Genomic DNA, 16,522 nt, shown 5'->3' with positions numbered 1-16,522 from the left:
GCTATTAGCCTGGCCTGCAGACTATCGCTCCCGAACCTCGCGAGCCCTGCCACAAAGGGTTTCGCCGCCGCCGCCTGAGGAGAAAATTAGAAATGACCTTCGTCGTCACCGACAACTGCATCAAGTGCAAGTACACCGACTGCGTGGAAGTATGTCCGGTGGACTGCTTCTACGAAGGCCCGAACTTCCTGGTTATCCACCCGGATGAGTGCATCGACTGCGCCCTGTGTGAGCCGGAATGCCCGGCCGTCGCCATTTTCTCCGAGGACGAAGTCCCGGCAGAGATGCAGGAATTTATTGCGTTGAACGTCGAGCTGGCGGAAATCTGGCCGAACATCACCGAACGCAAGGATCCGATGCCGGATGCAGCAGAGTGGGATGGCAAAAAAGGCAAGATCGCAGACCTCGAACGCTGATAGCGTCGCCGCCCCCAAAAGGCCCCTTGCGGGCCTTTTTGCGTTTCTGGAGACAGGGTTTCACTTTTCTGCAGGCAAAAAAAAGGGGCGGTATGACCCGCCCACATTTTTTCCCTAGTCCCTGTATTCCTTTTCATCATCCTGATGAATCGCATCCTGCGACGTTCCTTCAAACCATCGTTCCTTGATGGCTGTGCCAATCCGTGGACACAGGGCTGATGTTAAAGAGTTCCAAGGGAAGTTCAACGGGATCCAACCCAGGGACTGACAGGTTTCTTGATTCCATATCCAATATTTAATTCTTATATTTCAACAAGATAGAAAACTCTCTCGTCGATTCGAGACAGACATGGATGGTAAAAAAACCAAACACTTACGAAAAAGTAAGCAAATGCTTACACGAGCAATTGCGTAAAAGCGTAACAGGCTACTGTTGCCGATCTTCCAGACATGAAAAAGCCCCGGCAGGGCCGAGGCTTTTTCCTTTCAATGGCCGTCAATCATCACTGACGGTAATGGTCGGCATCGCCGGGGCAGCCGCTTCCTGCAGCACAATCCGAGCGCCCACGTGGCGCGCCAGTTCCTGATAGATCATGGCGATCTGACTATCAGGTTCGGCCACAGCGGTGGGCTTGCCACTGTCAGCCTGCTCACGGATCAGCATCGACAGCGGCAACGAAGCCAACAGTTCGACACCGTACTGGCTGGCCAGCTTCTCGCCACCGCCCTCGCCGAACAGATGTTCTGCATGGCCGCAGTTGGAACAGATGTGTACCGCCATGTTTTCCACGACACCCAGCACCGGGATATTGACCTTGCGGAACATTTCCACGCCTTTCCTGGCGTCGAGCAGCGCCAGGTCCTGAGGCGTGGTCACGATCACCGAGCCGGCCACCGGAACCTTTTGCGCCAGGGTCAGCTGGATATCGCCCGTGCCTGGCGGCATATCGATCACCAGGTAGTCCAGGTCGCCCCAGGCGGTCTGGGTGACCAGTTGCAGCAAGGCACCGGATACCATCGGTCCGCGCCAGACCATCGGCGTGTTGTCATCGGTGAGGAAAGCCATGGACATCACTTCGACGCCCAGCGACTCGATGGGCACGAACCACTTCTGGTCCTTGACCTTGGGTCGGGTGCCTTCGGCGATGCCAAACATCACACCCTGGCTCGGTCCATAGATATCCGCGTCGAGAATGCCCACGCGCGCGCCTTCTCGCGCCAGGGCCAGGGCCAGGTTGGCCGCTGTGGTGGACTTGCCCACGCCGCCTTTGCCGGAGGCTACGGCCACCACGTTCTTGACGTTGGCCAGGCCCGGGATCTGCGCCTGCGCCTTGTGCGGCGCAATCACGCACTGGATGTCGACCTTGGCCGAACGCACGCCGTCCAAACCTTCGATGGCCATTTGCAGCATCTGCGCCCAGCCGCTCTTGAACAGGCCGGCGGCGTAACCCAGTTCCAGGCGAACGTCCACTTGGTCACCCTGAACCTCGATGGCACGAACACACCCGGCGCTGACCGGGTCCTGATTCAAATAGGGGTCGGTGTACTGGCGAAGAACGGCTTCCACCGCTGCGCGATTGACGGCGCTCATGGGCTACTCCCGAAAAAGACTGACTGAAACAGGCGGCTATCCTAACCGTTCCAGAGGCTTAACGGCATGCTTTCGCAGGTTTGGACGCGGCGGAAACAGCGCCACGGGGTGAAATAAATTTCCCGGCGCTTTATAGTGGCCGACCTCCGTTTCATCAAGTAGCCGAGCCCCATGTCCGAGCCACGCAAGATCCTCGTCACCAGCGCCCTGCCCTATGCCAATGGTTCCATCCATCTTGGCCATATGCTTGAGTACATCCAGACCGATATGTGGGTGCGCTTCCAGAAGCATCGCGGCAACCAATGCATTTATGTCTGCGCGGACGACGCCCACGGTTCGGCCATCATGCTGCGCGCCGAAAAGGAAGGGATCACGCCAGAACAACTGATCGCCAACGTGCAGGCTGAACACAGCGCCGACTTTGCCGATTTCCTGGTGGACTTCGATAACTACCACTCGACCCACGCCGAAGAAAACCGCGAGCTGTCGACCCGGATTTACAAACGGCTGCGGGACGCGGGGCATATCGACCAACGTTCGGTCACACAGTATTTCGACCCGGAAAAGAAAATGTTCCTGGCCGATCGCTTCATCAAGGGCACCTGCCCCAAATGCGGCACCGAAGACCAATACGGCGACAACTGCGAGAAGTGCGGCGCCACCTACGCGCCTACCGAATTGAAGGACCCGAAGTCGGCGATTTCCGGCGCGACCCCGGTGCTCAAGGATTCGCAGCACTTCTTCTTCAAGCTCCCGGACTTCCAGGCCATGCTGCAAACCTGGACCCGCAGCGGCACCTTGCAGGACGCCGTGGCCAACAAGCTCGCCGAATGGCTCGACAGCGGCCTGCAACAGTGGGATATCTCCCGCGATGCACCGTATTTCGGCTTCGAGATTCCTGACGAGCCAGGCAAATATTTCTATGTGTGGCTGGACGCGCCAATCGGCTACATGGCCAGCTTCAAGAACCTGTGCGACCGCACGCCGGCGCTGGACTTCGATACGTTCTGGGGCCAGGACTCAACCGCAGAGCTGTACCATTTCATCGGAAAAGACATCGTCAACTTCCATGCCCTGTTCTGGCCGGCAATGCTCGAAGGCTCGGGCTACCGCAAGCCGACCGGCATCAACGTGCATGGCTACCTGACAGTCAACGGCCAGAAGATGTCCAAGTCCCGGGGCACCTTTATCAAGGCGCGCACCTACCTGGATCATCTGTCGCCGGAATACCTGCGTTACTACTACGCCTCCAAGCTGGGTCGTGGCGTCGATGACCTGGACCTGAACCTGGAAGACTTTGTACAGAAGGTCAACTCGGACCTGGTGGGCAAGCTGGTCAACATCGCCAGCCGCTGTGCAGGGTTCATCCACAAGGGCAACGCGGGCCTGCTGGTGAGCGAAAATGCCGCCCCGGAGCTGACCGAAGCGTTCCTGGCCGCTGCGCCCGGTATCGCCGATGCCTACGAGGCCCGTGACTTTGCCCGTGCCATGCGCGAGATCATGGGCCTGGCCGACCGCGCCAATGCCTGGATCGCCGACAAGGCGCCGTGGTCACTGAACAAGCAGGAAGGCAAGCAGGCCGAGGTCCAGGCGATCTGCGCCACGGGCATCAACCTGTTCCGCCAGTTGGTGATCTTCCTCAAGCCGGTGCTGCCAGTGCTGGCCGCCGACGCCGAGGCCTTCCTCAATGTCGCACCGCTGACCTGGAACGATCACACCACCTTGCTCGCCAACCATCAATTGAACGAATTCAAGCCACTGATGACCCGTATCGACCCGGTCAAGGTGCAGGCCATGACCGACGCGTCGAAAGAAGACCTGATCGCCAGCCAGACCGATACCGGCGAATCGGCACCAGCCGGCAATGGCGAACTGGCCAAGGACCCGATTTCCCCGGAAATCGAATTCGACGCCTTCGCAGCCGTGGACCTGCGTGTCGCATTGATCGTCAAGGCTGAAGCCGTGGAAGGTGCCGACAAGCTGCTGCGCCTCACGCTGGACATCGGTGACGAGCAACGCAACGTTTTCTCGGGCATCAAGAGCGCCTACCCGGATCCGTCCAAGCTCGATGGTCGCCTGACCATGATGATCGCCAACCTCAAGCCGCGGAAAATGAAGTTCGGTATCTCCGAAGGCATGGTGATGGCAGCCGGCCCTGGCGGCAAAGAAATCTACCTGTTGAGCCCCGACAGCGGTGCCAAGCCGGGCCAGCGCATCAAGTAAGCGAGTAAGGCCGGTGTCGAGCGGGCTTGTGTGGCCAGCGGGCTTGCCCGCTTGCTACAAAAGCTGCTCACAACTCAAACCTGCTCAATACGACACGCCGCCTGCCAATGATCGCCCCCATGAACCTCATTCAACGCATCGATGCACTCTTGCCGCAGACCCAATGCGGCAAATGCGGGCATCCGGGCTGTAAGCCTTACGCCGAGGGTATCGCGCGGGGCGAAGCCATCAACCGGTGCCCGCCAGGCGGGCAGGAAACCATCGCGGGTCTGGCGCAATTGCTGGGCGTGCCGGTGCTGGAACTGGACATCAGCCGGGGAGAAGCGCCGGCACAGGTCGCCTATATACGCGAAGCCGAGTGCATCGGCTGCACAAAATGTATCCAGGCATGCCCGGTTGATGCGATTGTCGGCGCGGCGAAGTTGATGCACACCGTAATCCTCGACGAATGCACCGGCTGCGACCTGTGTGTAGCCCCCTGCCCCGTCGATTGCATTGAGATGCGCCCGGCAGCCAGTGTGTTGCCGATTGTAGGTGGCTTGGCGGCCAATGATCAGCAGCGTCATGAACGTGGCCTTAAACGCGACCGGGCACGCCGACGCTTTGAGCAACGCAACGCACGACTGCAACAGGAAGAAGCCTACAGGCTTGCCGAACGGCTGGCTCGAACCAATCGATCTGCGCCCACCTTATCCATACCGTCCGTCGACGCTCAGGATGCAGCGGTCAAGAAAGCCAAAATCACGGTGGCCATGAGTCGTGCCCAACTGCACAAATCATTGAAGGCATTTGGTCACCCACCAACGTTTGAACAGCAGTCACAGCTGATCACCCTGCAACAGCAGTTCGAAGCCGCAGAGCAGGCGCTGGCTGCGCTGGAGACGCCCAGTGCACCCACGACAGCGACGGCATCCAGCAAGACCGCCGACCTCAAGCGTGCCAAAATCCAGTTGGCAATGCGCCGGGCCGAGTTGAAGAAGGCCCTGGATGCGAACGCAGACCCTCAGCGACTGGCCAAAGCACACCATGATCTCGACGAGGCGCAGCGCCACGTAGATGCTCACGGCAAGGCCTGACACGCGATAACGCTTGCCGTGTGTATCGCTACAATTTCGCCGACCGCCCGCAAGGAACTCACGCCCCCATGAATGCCGCAAAGCGCCTGGAAATTTTTCGCAGGTTTCACGAAGACAATCCGGAACCCAAGACCGAGCTGGCCTACACCACACCGTTCGAGTTGCTGATTGCCGTGATCCTCTCGGCACAGTCCACGGATGTGGGCGTCAACAAGGCCACGGCCAAGTTATACCCGGTGGCCAACACGCCCGAGGCAATTCATGCCCTGGGTGTGGACGGTTTGTCGGAGTACATCAAGACCATCGGGCTCTATAACAGCAAGGCCAAGAACGTCATCGAGACCTGTCGCTTGCTGGTGGAGCTGCACGGCAGCGAAGTGCCACAGTCCCGCGAGGCCCTGGAAGCACTGCCTGGCGTAGGCCGCAAGACCGCGAATGTGGTGCTCAACACGGCGTTCAGGCAACTGACCATGGCGGTGGACACGCATATTTTTCGTGTAAGCAACCGTACTGGCATCGCCCGTGGCAAGAACGTGGTGGAGGTGGAAAAGCAGTTGATGAAGTTCGTGCCCAAGCCGTACCTGCTTGACTCCCACCACTGGCTGATTCTGCACGGGCGCTATGTCTGCCAGGCGCGCAAGCCGCGCTGCGGGAGCTGTCGCATCGAAGACCTGTGCGAATTCAAGGAAAAGACTTCCGACGATTGAGTGTTTATTGTTTTTTTCGATCCATCGATTGAAAAAATCTTTTTTACCCGTTCATGGATTATCGTTATAAGGAGCGCCAACGGCAGTCTTAGCCTGGAGTTAACCTTATGAGCACTGGCAAAGAACAACTGGATGTAGAAGACGACCTGGTTAGCGAGTCGGAGGACGACGGGGCGGAAGCGCCTGTGGTGGAGGTAGCCAAGACCAATCTCAGCAAACGTCGCACCATCGACAATCTCCTGGAAGAACGACGTTTGCAAAAACAGCTGGCGGATTACGACTTCGATCTCTGACAAGATCGCCGGCAAGCAGAAGCCTCCCTGACGGAGGCTTTTTTCTGCCCGAAGGCTTGCGCTGTTCGGCCTAGACCAGGCCGTTACGCTGGGCCAGTTCGATAAGGTCTACCAAAGAGCGGGCATTGAGCTTGAGCAGCAGGCGAGTCTTGTAGGTACTGACAGTCTTGTTGCTGAGAAACATACCGTCGGCAATCTCCTTGTTGGTCCTGCCGCGTGCCAGTTGCTGCAGCACCATCATTTCCCGGCCCGACAGGCGCTCGACCATTTCCGCTTCACTGGCATTCCCCAGGGTAGACCGTACAGAGTTGAGCGCCTGGTTGGGGAAGTAGCTGTAGCCCGACAAGACTGCCTTGATCGCACTCAGCAACTCTGTCAGATCCTGTTGTTTGCATACATAGCCAGCAGCTCCCGCCTGCATGCAGCGCATGGAGAAATGACCAGGGGCCTGGGATGTCAGCACCAACACCTTGAACGGAGCCGGCTGCTTGGTGGAAGACAGCCGGCAAATGACTTCCAGCCCGTCGAGTTTGGGAATTCCAATATCCAATATGACAATGTCCGGCATATGTTCCCGTGCAAGCTGCAACGCATCGACACCGTTATCAGTCTCGGCAACGACCTCATAACCATGACGCTCCATTAGCATACGCACAGCAAGACGAATGACGGGATGATCATCCACGATCAGCACTTTATTCATGAGGAAAGTCCAATTTCGCTGTTCGAATTATTTAGAGCAAGCACAATAGCCTAGTCGTTTCTCCGTTGGCATAGCGTCCCCCCCCGAGCAACAGTAAGCAGAGACCCAACCCACATCGATATCGGAATTACCTTACAAAAAATCGCTAAGCCGGATGTATCAGCCTCTATTGAAGCTTTCAGAACTTTCCGGGGCCTTACATATTTTGAGTGAAATATCCCCCCTGAAAGGCATACAGGGTAAACATTGCGCACATCAGTTTCAGCAAATGCCCCTTGCACGAAGGAAAACAAGTGGAAGAAAGGCGAAAAAGATCCGATTTTTTTAGTTCCATTCAACATATTTATTTACACCCAAAATCCCTACAGATTCTTTAACCCCTACACATCAAACTCCGCTCAGTGAGTGAAATTTCTGTAGGACATAGTTCCTGCAAATGTGTAAAAAAACATTCCCCCGTCAAATAACCATAACCACTTAAAAGCACAAGAACGATTTAAATTAAACACCCATAAACATGGGTAAAAATCAGCGCCAAAAAAAATGGCCCCTTAAACAGGAGCCATTTTTCCATGACGTGCTTGAAACTCAGAACAACGAGCGACCCTTGTTGGCCGCAATGCGCATACGCAATGCATTCAACTTGATAAAGCCTGCAGCATCCGCCTGGTTGTAGGCACCGCCATCTTCTTCGAAGGTGGCAATGTTGGCATCGAACAGCGACTCATCGGACTTGCGACCGGTCACGATCACATTGCCCTTGTACAGCTTCAGGCGCACCACACCGTTCACGTGAACCTGAGAGGCGTCGATCATTTGTTGCAGCATCAGACGCTCAGGGCTCCACCAGTAGCCGGTGTAGATCAGGCTGGCGTACTTGGGCATCAGCTCGTCTTTGAGGTGAGCGACTTCGCGATCCAGGGTGATGGACTCGATGGCGCGGTGAGCGCGCAGCATGATGGTGCCGCCTGGGGTTTCGTAGCAACCACGGGACTTCATGCCCACGTAACGGTTCTCGACGATGTCGAGACGGCCGATGCCGTGTTCACCGCCAATGCGATTCAGGGTCGCCAACACCGTGGCCGGGGTCATTTCAACGCCGTCCAGCGCGACGATGTCGCCGTTGCGGTAGGTCAACTCCAAGTATTGCGGCTTGTCAGGCGCGTTCTCCGGGGAGACGGTCCAACGCCACATGTCTTCCTCGTGCTCGGTCCAGGTGTCTTCCAGCACACCGCCTTCATAGGAGATGTGCAGCAGGTTGGCATCCATCGAGTAAGGGGACTTCTTCTTGCCATGACGTTCGATCGGGATAGCGTGCTTTTCGGCGTAATCCATCAGCTTTTCACGGGACAGCAGGTCCCATTCACGCCAAGGAGCAATTACTTTCACGCCAGGCTTGAGGGCGTAGGCGCCCAGCTCGAAACGCACCTGGTCGTTGCCCTTGCCGGTAGCGCCATGGGAAATGGCGTCAGCGCCGGTTTCGTTGGCGATTTCGATCAGACGCTTGGCGATCAGCGGACGTGCGATGGAGGTACCCAGCAGGTACTCGCCTTCGTAGACGGTGTTGGCGCGAAACATCGGGAAAACGAAATCGCGGACGAACTCTTCGCGCAGGTCGTCAATGTAGATCTCCTTCACGCCCATGGCTTGCGCCTTGGCACGTGCAGGTTCGACCTCTTCGCCCTGACCCAGGTCAGCGGTGAAGGTCACCACTTCACAGTTATAAGTATCCTGCAGCCACTTGAGGATCACCGAAGTGTCCAGGCCGCCGGAATACGCGAGAACGACCTTGTTTACGTCGGCCATGCCATCACTCCACGGGGTTGTACGGAAAGGCGTCGATTCTACCGACCAAAACCGTGAAATTACAGGGGCGCGACAGCAAATGAAGATAAAGCGACAGATTATGTCGAACGGGCGACCCAGAACCGCACTTTATGACGTGGCGGCCGGGTTCGCCGGTGCAGTTGCCTGGGGGGCCGGCTTTTCGGGCGCCGCCACACGTTCGAGCTGAATGTTCACGCGGCGGTTCCTGGCGCGGTTAGCGGCATTGGTGTTGGGCACCAATGGGTAGCTTTCCCCGTGGAAACGCACGGTGATCTGGGATTCCGGAATGCCGTTGGCCTTGAAGTAATCCACTACGGCCAGCGCGCGGCGACGCGAGACGTCGCGGTTGGTCAGGCGATTGCCGCTGTTGTCGGAATGCCCATTGAGCTCGATATGGTTGACTGTGGGGTCCGCCTTCATGAACGCGAGGATCACCGCCAGCTTCTGCTTGGCGGCCGCATCCAGCTCAATACCACCACCCGGGAAGCCGACTTCTGTCTGCTTGACCTGATCGTAGTTCATCGGTAACAGCTTGGCGGTGCACACCTGATAGTCGTTGTAAGCCTTGTTGAATTTCACCGGCAGCAGACGAATCTCCGAGTATCCGCCCTCACGCCCGTAATGCCGCACGGTCGGGCTGCGCCCTTCAAGCAAACCACTGAACAGGCGCCCGGCCTGGGCCTGGGAACTGTTAAACAGTACATCGCCACTACCGGCGCGCACGGCGCCGAGATTGATGTCCCCCCGGCCCGGCTGCCACGGTGCGGCGGCGGCCAGCAAAGTGGCCGAGCCTGCCCCAAGCGCACCGTTGTAGGCTTTGAGACGAAATGTGGCCTGCTCTCCGGCCCGGCGCACGAACTCGCCCGAGCCGAAATCGGTGATCGGCTGAGTCAGACGGCACTCGAACTGGTCGCCTTCCACCTTCCACTCGATGTTCTCCAGACGCGTCTGGAACGTGAGGGCCATCGCAGGCAGGCTGGCGAACACACTGAGCAGGGCTAGATAATGCTGGCGCACGGGAGGCTCCACTGGTTTCTACAACACTTCAAAGCGTCATACATCGTTAAGGCATACCCAGGGATATCGGTCGCATCCGGCAAAACTTGATAGCGAGTGCCTGCAAGAGTCTTTTCCGGTAGCATTCCCACCAGATTGACCCGCCTGGAATCCCCAATGTCCGACCGCCTGACCCTGCTGCGTCCCGACGACTGGCATATTCATCTTCGCGATGGTGCTGCGTTGCCCCACACCGTTGCCGATGTAGCGCGCACGTTTGGCCGCGCCATCATCATGCCTAACCTGGTACCTCCGGTGCGTAATGCCGCCGAAGCCGACGCCTATCGCCAGCGTATCTTCGCTGCACGGCCGGCCGGCAGCCGCTTCGAGCCGCTGATGGTGCTCTACCTGACCGACCGCACCCAGCCTGAAGACATTCGCCAGGCCAAGGCCACCGGTTTCGTGCATGCCGCCAAGCTGTACCCGGCCGGCGCGACCACCAACTCCGATTCCGGCGTGACCAGTATCGACAAGATCCTGCCAGCCATCGAAGCCATGGCCGAAGTGGGCATGCCGCTGCTGATCCACGGTGAAGTCACCCGTGGCGATGTGGATGTGTTCGATCGCGAGAAGATCTTCATCGATGAACACATGCGCCGCGTGGTCGAGCTGTTCCCGACCCTCAAGGTCGTGTTCGAGCACATTACCACCGCGGATGCCGTGCAGTTCGTCACCGAGGCCTCGGCCAACGTTGGCGCGAGCATCACCGCACATCACTTGCTGTACAACCGCAACCACATGCTGGTGGGTGGGATACGACCGCACTTCTATTGCCTGCCGATCCTCAAGCGCAACACCCACCAGGTAGCGTTGCTGGACGCAGCCACCAGCGGCAGCCCGAAGTTTTTCCTCGGTACCGACTCCGCTCCACACGCCCAACATGCAAAGGAAGCCGCGTGTGGCTGTGCGGGTTGCTACACGGCGTATGCGGCAATCGAGCTGTATGCAGAAGCGTTCGAGCAACGCAATGCCCTCGACAAGCTCGAAGGTTTTGCCAGCCTCAATGGTCCACGGTTCTATGGACTGCCGGTAAATACCGACCGTATCACCCTGGTTCGTGAAGACTGGACCGCCCCCGCCAGCCTGCCGTTTGGCGAGTTGACCGTCATCCCGCTGCGCGCCGGTGAAACACTGCGCTGGCGCCTGCTGGAGGAAAGCAAGTGAGTGAAGACTTTTACGATGACGAACAAGAGCACGGTGGCGGTAGTTCCCGTCACCCGATGGCCGAGCGGTTTCGCGGCTATCTGCCGGTGGTCATCGACGTAGAGACCGGAGGTTTCAACAGCGCGACCGATGCACTGCTGGAAATCGCCGCCACTACCATCGGCATGGATGAACAGGGTTTTGTGTTCCCGGAACACACCCACTTCTTCCGCGTCGAGCCGTTCGAAGGGGCGAATATCGAAGCCGCCGCGCTGGAGTTCACCGGGATCAAGCTCGATCACCCACTGCGTATGGCGGTGAGTGAAGAAGCAGCGCTCACCGACATTTTTCGCGGCGTGCGCAAGGCCTTGAAAGCCAATGGCTGCAAACGCGCGATTCTGGTGGGCCACAACAGCAGTTTCGACCTGGGCTTCCTGAATGCCGCCGTGGCGCGGCTGGACATGAAGCGCAACCCGTTCCACCCGTTCTCCAGCTTCGATACCGCCACCCTCGCCGGCCTGGCTTATGGCCAGACCGTGCTGGCAAAAGCGTGCCAGGCAGCCGGCATCGACTTTGACGGTCGTGAGGCCCACTCGGCTCGCTACGACACCGAGAAGACAGCCGAGCTGTTCTGCGGCATCGTCAACCGCTGGAAAGACATGGGCGGCTGGGAAGATTACAACGACTGAAGTCATTTCCCGCGCATAAAAAAACCGGCCTGCTTAGGCCGGTTTTTTTTGCATTGAACCTGGCTTACAGCTTGCCAGCGTTCTCGCTCAGGTAAGCAGCAACGCCTTCTGGCGAAGCGTTCATGCCTTTGTCGCCTTTTTTCCAGTTGGCTGGGCAGACTTCGCCGTGCTCCTCGTGGAATTGCAGGGCGTCAACCAGGCGGATCAGCTCTTCCATGTTACGGCCCAGCGGCAGGTCGTTAACGATCTGGGAGCGAACGACGCCTTTGTCGTCGATCAGGAACGCGCCACGGAAAGCCACGCCGCCTTCGGACTCAACGTCGTAGGCCTTGGCAATGTCGTGCTTCAGGTCGGCAGCCATGGTGTATTTGACTTTGCCGATGCCGCCATCATTGATGGCAGTGTTGCGCCAGGCGTTGTGGGTGAAATGGGAGTCGATGGAAACCGCTACCACTTCAACGTTGCGCGCCTTGAAATCGTCCATGCGGTGGTCCAGAGCGATCAGCTCCGAAGGGCAGACGAAGGTGAAGTCCAGCGGGTAGAAGAACACCAGGCCGTATTTGCCTTTGATGGCTTCAGACAGTTTGAAGCTGTCAACGATTTCGCCATTGCCGAGGACTGCGGGTACGTCGAAATCCGGGGCTTGTTTGCCGACGAGTACGCTCATTGGATATCTCCTGATGTGAGGGTGACGATTGAAGTAAAAGGATCGCTTCCAAGCCTGCCTCAAATAAACGACAGCCCTGTGACGCAATCACGCTTCGTGAAGACCGACCATCATACACTGAAAAAACCGTTCGTCAGCGCGCCAGGGGCGCAAGTGCAAGGGTCGAGATTCTACTTTGACAATCATTCTCGTTAACATTAAGATCCATCGCACTGAAGCCTCAAACCCGCGATGGTTCTCCCCTATGTATGTGTGCCTCTGTACTGGCGTGACCGACGGACAAATCCGCGAAGCGATCTATGAAGGTTGCTGCAGCTACAAGGAAGTGCGTGAAACCACCGGCGTTGCCAGCCAATGTGGCAAATGTGCTTGCCTCGCCAAGCAAGTGGTACGGGAAACCCTGACTCAGCTGCAGACAGCTCAGGCCGCGCTCCCCTATTCAGCAGAATTTACACACGCGTGAATCAGCGTGTTTTGAAGAACCGGACTTAGTGTCCGGTTTTTTTATGTCTGCAATTCAATTAGTTAGCGTCAAGACGCGGAACACAAACATTCTTATTCCGATTAATTTTCATTTATTATTCAATAACTTAGGTTTGACACTAAGGTTTTCGCCGCTCAAACTCCGCCTTATACACAGCTATTACAGGGCAGGACCCCAGTCATGAAAGGCGACATCTCAGTCATCCAGCAACTCAACAAAATCCTTGCCAATGAACTGGTCGCGATCAATCAGTACTTTCTGCATGCCCGCATGTACGACGATTGGGGCCTGGAAAAGCTGGGCAAGCGTGAATACAAGGAATCCATCAAGGCCATGAAGGACGCAGATGCGTTGATCAAGCGGATTCTGTTCCTGGAAGGTCTGCCGAACGTGCAGGACCTGGGCAAGCTGAACATCGGCGAACACACCCAGGAGATGATCAGCAGCGACCTGAAGTTCGAACACAAGAGCCACAGCGACCTCAAGGCTGCCATCGCACATTGCGAAACCAAGGGTGACTTCGGTAGCCGTGAATTGTTGGAAGACATCCTGGAAGACCAGGAAGAACACATCGATTGGCTGGAAACCCAACTGGGCCTGATCAACAAAGTCAGCCTGGAAAACTACCTGCAATCGCAGATGGGCGAATAAACCCTCGGCGCGCAGGTACAAAAAAGCCCCGCTCTCCTTCGAGAAGCGGGGCTTTTTACTATGCGCGGATCAGGCGTTGCTCTTCGCTGCCGCGTTTGCCGCCGCTTCTTTGATCAGCGCTTGCAGCGAACCATCAGCCGCCATCTCGACGATGATGTCACTGCCGCCGACCAGCTCACCGGCCACCCACAGTTGTGGGAAGGTAGGCCAGTTGGCGTACTTGGGCAGGTTGGCGCGGATTTCAGGGTTCTGCAGGATATCCACGTAGGCGAATTTTTCGCCGCACTGCATGATGGCCTGGGAAGCCTTCGCGGAGAAACCGCACTGAGGCGCGTTGGGTGCGCCCTTCATGTAAAGCAGAATGGTGTTGTTGGCAATCTGCTCTTTGATCGTTTCGATGATATCCATGGAACACCTCGGCTGGAACTTTGCGACTCACAGGTCGGCACGGTGGCGCATTGTAGCGCAAAATCCCAGCAGAATGCTCAGGCAAGCCGACAGTCTGACATCACGCCGCCGCCACCCGCACCGGCACCCCATTGAGCGCCGCATTGCCTGACAGTTCGTCCAGCTGTCGCTCATCGGTCAGGTCATTGGCGCTCGCGCCCGGCTGCCCACTGGCGATGCTCATTTGCACGCCGGGGCGGCCATGCCCCCAACCATGGGGCAGACTGACCACGCCGGGCATCATGTCCTGGCTGGCCATCACCTCCACTTCGATCATCCCGATCCGCGAGCTCACGCGCACACGTTGCCCGTCGCTCAGATCACGGCTGGCCAAATCATCTGGATGCATCAGCAACTGATGGCGCGGCTTGCCCTTCACCAACCGGTGATAGTTATGCATCCAGGAATTGTTGCTGCGTACATGGCGACGGCCGATCAGCAAGAGTTCGTCCGCCACCGGAACCGGTTGTGCGGCGAAGCGTGCCAGGTCGGCCAGGATCACCGCCGGCGCCGCCTGCACCTTGCCATCAGCGGTTTTCATCCGGGCAGCGAGATTGGGCTGAAGCGGTCCCAGATCCACGCCGTGGGGGTGGTCCGCAAGCATTGCCAACGACAGTTTGTGGCTCGAAGCATCACCATAGGCCCCGGCGCGCAGCCCGAAGTCGATCATCTGCGCAGGCGCCAGAGTCGGTTTAAGTGTCGTTCCGGTCTGGGCGGCAAACGCCCGGGCCAGGCCCACAAAAATCTCCCAGTCATGCAGCGCGCCCTCGGGCTTGGGCAGAATCGCCCGGTTGAAACGCGTGACGTTGCGCACTGCAAACATATTGAAAGTCGTGTCGTAGTGATCGTTTTCCAGTGCAGAGGTGGACGGCAGGATCAAGTCGGCATAACGCGTGGTCTCGTTGATATACAGATCGACGCTGACCATGAACTCCAGGCCCTCCAGGCCCTGCTCCAACTGCTTGCCGTTGGGTGTCGAGAGCACCGGGTTGCCGGCCACGGTCACGAGCGCGCGGATTTGCCCTTCGCCTGCGGTGAGCATTTCTTCAGCCAAGGCGGACACAGGCAGTTCACCACTGTATTCAGGGCGACCGGAAACCCGGCTCTGCCAACGATTGAAATGCCCGCCCGACGTAGAGGCCACCAGGTCCACCGCCGGAGTGGTGCACAAGGCGCCGCCGACACGGTCCAGATTGCCGGTCACCAGGTTGATCAATTGCACCAGCCAATGACACAACGTGCCGAATGCCTGGGTCGAAACCCCCATGCGTCCATAACACACCGCCTTGTCTGCCGCGGCAAAGTCCCGCGCCAGCTGGCGGATCTGTTCGGCAGGCACCGCACACTGCGGGCTCATTGCCTCGGCGCTGAACCCGGCGATTGCACGGCGCACCTCGTCCAGGCCTTCGACCGGCAAATGACTGTCACGCGTCAGGTTTTCACTGAACAACGTGTTGAGCACCCCAAACAACAACGCCGCATCACCGCCCGGGCGCACGAACAGATGCAGATCGGCCATCGCCGCCGTCTCGCTGCGCCGCGGGTCGACCACCACCACTTTGCCGCCACGGGCCTGGATGGCCTTGAGGCGCTTCTCCACATCGGGCACGGTCATGATGCTGCCGTTGGAGGCCAGCGGGTTGCCACCGAGGATCAACATGAAGTCGGTGTGATCGATGTCCGGGATCGGCAGCAACAACCCATGCCCGTACATCAAATGACTGGTGAGGTGATGAGGCAACTGGTCCACCGACGTCGCGGAAAATCGGTTGCGCGTCTTCAACTGGCCGAGGAAATAGTTGCTGTGGGTCATCAGCCCATAGTTATGCACGCTGGGATTGCCCTGATACACCGCCACTGCGTTCTGCCCGTGGCGAGCCTGGATGCCCGCCAGTCGCTCGGCCACCAACGCAAACGCGTCATCCCACGGGATCGGCTGCCATTCGCTGCCGACCCGCAGCATGGGTTGATGAAGGCGGTCGGGGTCGTTCTGAATATCCTGCAACGCCACAGCCTTGGGGCAGATATGCCCGCGGCTGAAACTGTCCAGAGGGTCACCCTTGATCGATGTGATCGCCAGGCTGCCGTCATCAGCTCGGGTGGTTTCCAGGGTCAGGCCGCAGATGGCTTCACACAGGTGGCAGGCACGGTGGTGCAGAGTCTTGGTCATGGCCAGTCTCTTTATCAGGCTTTGGCCCAACTATGGCCCGCGACTGAGAGGCGCGCCACCAACGTTAGTCCCGTGAATCGCCAAGCATCAGGCCGGACCATGAGCAAGCGTGAGCAAATGTTTCAGAAGCCATTGCCCCAATGCCAAAACCGACACAGCCTGGCTCGGGCCCGCCCTCGCGCATTGCAAAAGGCCTTGGGGCCAGTGTACAAATGGCCCGCTGCTGTCAGGAAATCGTCTTCAAAAGCGCTCGCGCGCCCTTCTTGAACACCCCTAAAAACCGTAGCCCTATTGGTAAGACGCGACATTTAATTATAAGATCGCGCCTTCCCCTATTTCGTCGCCCCGTGCGGCTTTCGCCGCAGGTCTCGCCCGTTGT

16 protein-coding genes are annotated in these 16,522 nt (G+C 58.1%); 9 read left to right on the top strand and 7 right to left on the bottom strand.

Going from position 1 to position 16,522, the window contains the following annotated elements; genetic code table 11:
- Nucleotides 1–92 precede the first annotated feature (92 nt).
- Nucleotides 93–416 carry a ferredoxin FdxA gene (fdxA, locus tag ACW9IB_RS11765; protein ID WP_457365046.1) on the top strand — a complete coding sequence of 108 codons (324 nt, stop codon included), beginning with the start codon at nt 93–95 and terminating at the stop codon, nt 414–416.
- Nucleotides 417–912: 496 nt separating this feature from the next.
- On the opposite strand, the gene apbC is transcribed toward fdxA, so the two are convergent.
- Nucleotides 913–2,007: an iron-sulfur cluster carrier protein ApbC gene (gene apbC / locus ACW9IB_RS11760; RefSeq protein ID WP_457365047.1), complete on the bottom strand. Its 1,095-nt coding sequence runs from the start codon at nt 2,005–2,007 to the stop codon at nt 913–915.
- Nucleotides 2,008–2,178: 171 nt separating this feature from the next.
- On the opposite strand from apbC, the gene metG reads away from it, so the two are divergent.
- From metG to ACW9IB_RS11740, 4 genes are all read left to right on the top strand, one after another.
- Entirely contained in the window at nt 2,179–4,230 is a 2,052-nt protein-coding gene (gene metG / locus ACW9IB_RS11755; RefSeq protein WP_457413740.1) for a methionine--tRNA ligase, read from the top strand.
- Nucleotides 4,231–4,331: 101 nt separating this feature from the next.
- Complete coding sequence (rsxB, locus tag ACW9IB_RS11750; protein ID WP_457413776.1) at nt 4,332–5,306, top strand: electron transport complex subunit RsxB; 975 nt, start codon at nt 4,332–4,334, stop codon at nt 5,304–5,306.
- A 68-nt stretch (nt 5,307–5,374) separates the two neighbouring features.
- Complete coding sequence (gene nth / locus ACW9IB_RS11745; RefSeq protein ID WP_457365049.1) at nt 5,375–6,013, top strand: endonuclease III; 639 nt, start codon at nt 5,375–5,377, stop codon at nt 6,011–6,013.
- A gap of 107 nt (nt 6,014–6,120) precedes the next feature.
- Entirely contained in the window at nt 6,121–6,306 is a 186-nt protein-coding gene (locus ACW9IB_RS11740) for a PA3496 family putative envelope integrity protein (protein WP_457365050.1), read from the top strand.
- Nucleotides 6,307–6,376: 70 nt separating this feature from the next.
- Here the strand turns inward: ACW9IB_RS11740 and ACW9IB_RS11735 are convergent, their stop codons facing one another.
- The 3 genes from ACW9IB_RS11735 to ACW9IB_RS11725 all read right to left on the bottom strand — a co-directional run bounded on the left by ACW9IB_RS11735 (nt 6,377) and on the right by ACW9IB_RS11725 (nt 9,853).
- The gene (locus tag ACW9IB_RS11735; RefSeq protein WP_457365051.1) at nt 6,377–7,009 is read right to left on the bottom strand and encodes a response regulator; all 633 of its coding nucleotides are present in this window, start codon (nt 7,007–7,009) and stop codon (nt 6,377–6,379) included.
- Nucleotides 7,010–7,597: 588 nt separating this feature from the next.
- On the bottom strand, nt 7,598–8,815 hold the full coding sequence (locus tag ACW9IB_RS11730; protein WP_025856870.1) for an argininosuccinate synthase: 1,218 nt from the start codon (nt 8,813–8,815) through the stop codon (nt 7,598–7,600).
- Nucleotides 8,816–8,944: 129 nt separating this feature from the next.
- Entirely contained in the window at nt 8,945–9,853 is a 909-nt protein-coding gene (locus tag ACW9IB_RS11725; protein WP_457365053.1) for a flagellar protein MotY, read from the bottom strand.
- Between the two features lie 156 nt (nt 9,854–10,009).
- Between ACW9IB_RS11725 and pyrC the strand changes: the two genes are divergently transcribed.
- Both pyrC and rnt read left to right on the top strand, forming a co-directional pair.
- Nucleotides 10,010–11,056, top strand: coding sequence for a dihydroorotase (gene pyrC / locus ACW9IB_RS11720; protein WP_457413738.1), 1,047 nt, complete (start codon nt 10,010–10,012; stop codon nt 11,054–11,056).
- Complete coding sequence (rnt, locus tag ACW9IB_RS11715) at nt 11,053–11,724, top strand: ribonuclease T (protein ID WP_457365055.1); 672 nt, start codon at nt 11,053–11,055, stop codon at nt 11,722–11,724. The genes pyrC and rnt overlap by 4 nt, the downstream gene beginning before the upstream one ends.
- 64 nt (nt 11,725–11,788) lie before the next feature.
- Here rnt and ACW9IB_RS11710 read toward each other — a convergent pair whose 3' ends face one another.
- Complete coding sequence (locus ACW9IB_RS11710) at nt 11,789–12,391, bottom strand: peroxiredoxin C (protein ID WP_457341699.1); 603 nt, start codon at nt 12,389–12,391, stop codon at nt 11,789–11,791.
- A 244-nt stretch (nt 12,392–12,635) separates the two neighbouring features.
- Between ACW9IB_RS11710 and ACW9IB_RS11705 the strand changes: the two genes are divergently transcribed.
- Together ACW9IB_RS11705 and bfr are read left to right on the top strand one after the other, a co-directional pair.
- Nucleotides 12,636–12,854 carry a bacterioferritin-associated ferredoxin gene (locus ACW9IB_RS11705; RefSeq protein ID WP_010564137.1) on the top strand — a complete coding sequence of 73 codons (219 nt, stop codon included), beginning with the start codon at nt 12,636–12,638 and terminating at the stop codon, nt 12,852–12,854.
- 201 nt (nt 12,855–13,055) lie between these two features.
- Nucleotides 13,056–13,526, top strand: coding sequence for a bacterioferritin (gene bfr / locus ACW9IB_RS11700; protein WP_457365056.1), 471 nt, complete (start codon nt 13,056–13,058; stop codon nt 13,524–13,526).
- A 69-nt stretch (nt 13,527–13,595) separates the two neighbouring features.
- Here the strand turns inward: bfr and grxD are convergent, their stop codons facing one another.
- Nucleotides 13,596–13,934, bottom strand: a complete 339-nt coding sequence (grxD, locus tag ACW9IB_RS11695; RefSeq protein WP_457365057.1) for a Grx4 family monothiol glutaredoxin — start codon at nt 13,932–13,934, stop codon at nt 13,596–13,598.
- A 100-nt stretch (nt 13,935–14,034) separates the two neighbouring features.
- Nucleotides 14,035–16,143: a molybdopterin oxidoreductase family protein gene (locus tag ACW9IB_RS11690; protein ID WP_457413737.1), complete on the bottom strand. Its 2,109-nt coding sequence runs from the start codon at nt 16,141–16,143 to the stop codon at nt 14,035–14,037.
- Nucleotides 16,144–16,522: the final 379 nt, after the last annotated feature.

This window comes from Pseudomonas sp. SDO524_S393 (assembly GCF_054071875.1).
Note: the sequence above shows the minus strand (reverse complement) of the source record. Positions and strands in the feature narration are given on the sequence as shown.

Coding starts and splice junctions, on each gene's coding strand:
- fdxA (WP_457365046.1), top strand. CDS start 93: ATGACCTTCGTCGTCACCGACAACTGCATCAAGTGCAAGTACACCGAC.
- apbC (WP_457365047.1), bottom strand. CDS start 2,007: ATGAGCGCCGTCAATCGCGCAGCGGTGGAAGCCGTTCTTCGCCAGTAC.
- metG (WP_457413740.1), top strand. CDS start 2,179: ATGTCCGAGCCACGCAAGATCCTCGTCACCAGCGCCCTGCCCTATGCC.
- nth (WP_457365049.1), top strand. CDS start 5,375: ATGAATGCCGCAAAGCGCCTGGAAATTTTTCGCAGGTTTCACGAAGAC.
- ACW9IB_RS11740 (WP_457365050.1), top strand. CDS start 6,121: ATGAGCACTGGCAAAGAACAACTGGATGTAGAAGACGACCTGGTTAGC.
- ACW9IB_RS11735 (WP_457365051.1), bottom strand. CDS start 7,009: ATGAATAAAGTGCTGATCGTGGATGATCATCCCGTCATTCGTCTTGCT.
- ACW9IB_RS11730 (WP_025856870.1), bottom strand. CDS start 8,815: ATGGCCGACGTAAACAAGGTCGTTCTCGCGTATTCCGGCGGCCTGGAC.
- pyrC (WP_457413738.1), top strand. CDS start 10,010: ATGTCCGACCGCCTGACCCTGCTGCGTCCCGACGACTGGCATATTCAT.
- ACW9IB_RS11710 (WP_457341699.1), bottom strand. CDS start 12,391: ATGAGCGTACTCGTCGGCAAACAAGCCCCGGATTTCGACGTACCCGCA.
- ACW9IB_RS11705 (WP_010564137.1), top strand. CDS start 12,636: ATGTATGTGTGCCTCTGTACTGGCGTGACCGACGGACAAATCCGCGAA.
- bfr (WP_457365056.1), top strand. CDS start 13,056: ATGAAAGGCGACATCTCAGTCATCCAGCAACTCAACAAAATCCTTGCC.
- grxD (WP_457365057.1), bottom strand. CDS start 13,934: ATGGATATCATCGAAACGATCAAAGAGCAGATTGCCAACAACACCATT.
- ACW9IB_RS11690 (WP_457413737.1), bottom strand. CDS start 16,143: ATGACCAAGACTCTGCACCACCGTGCCTGCCACCTGTGTGAAGCCATC.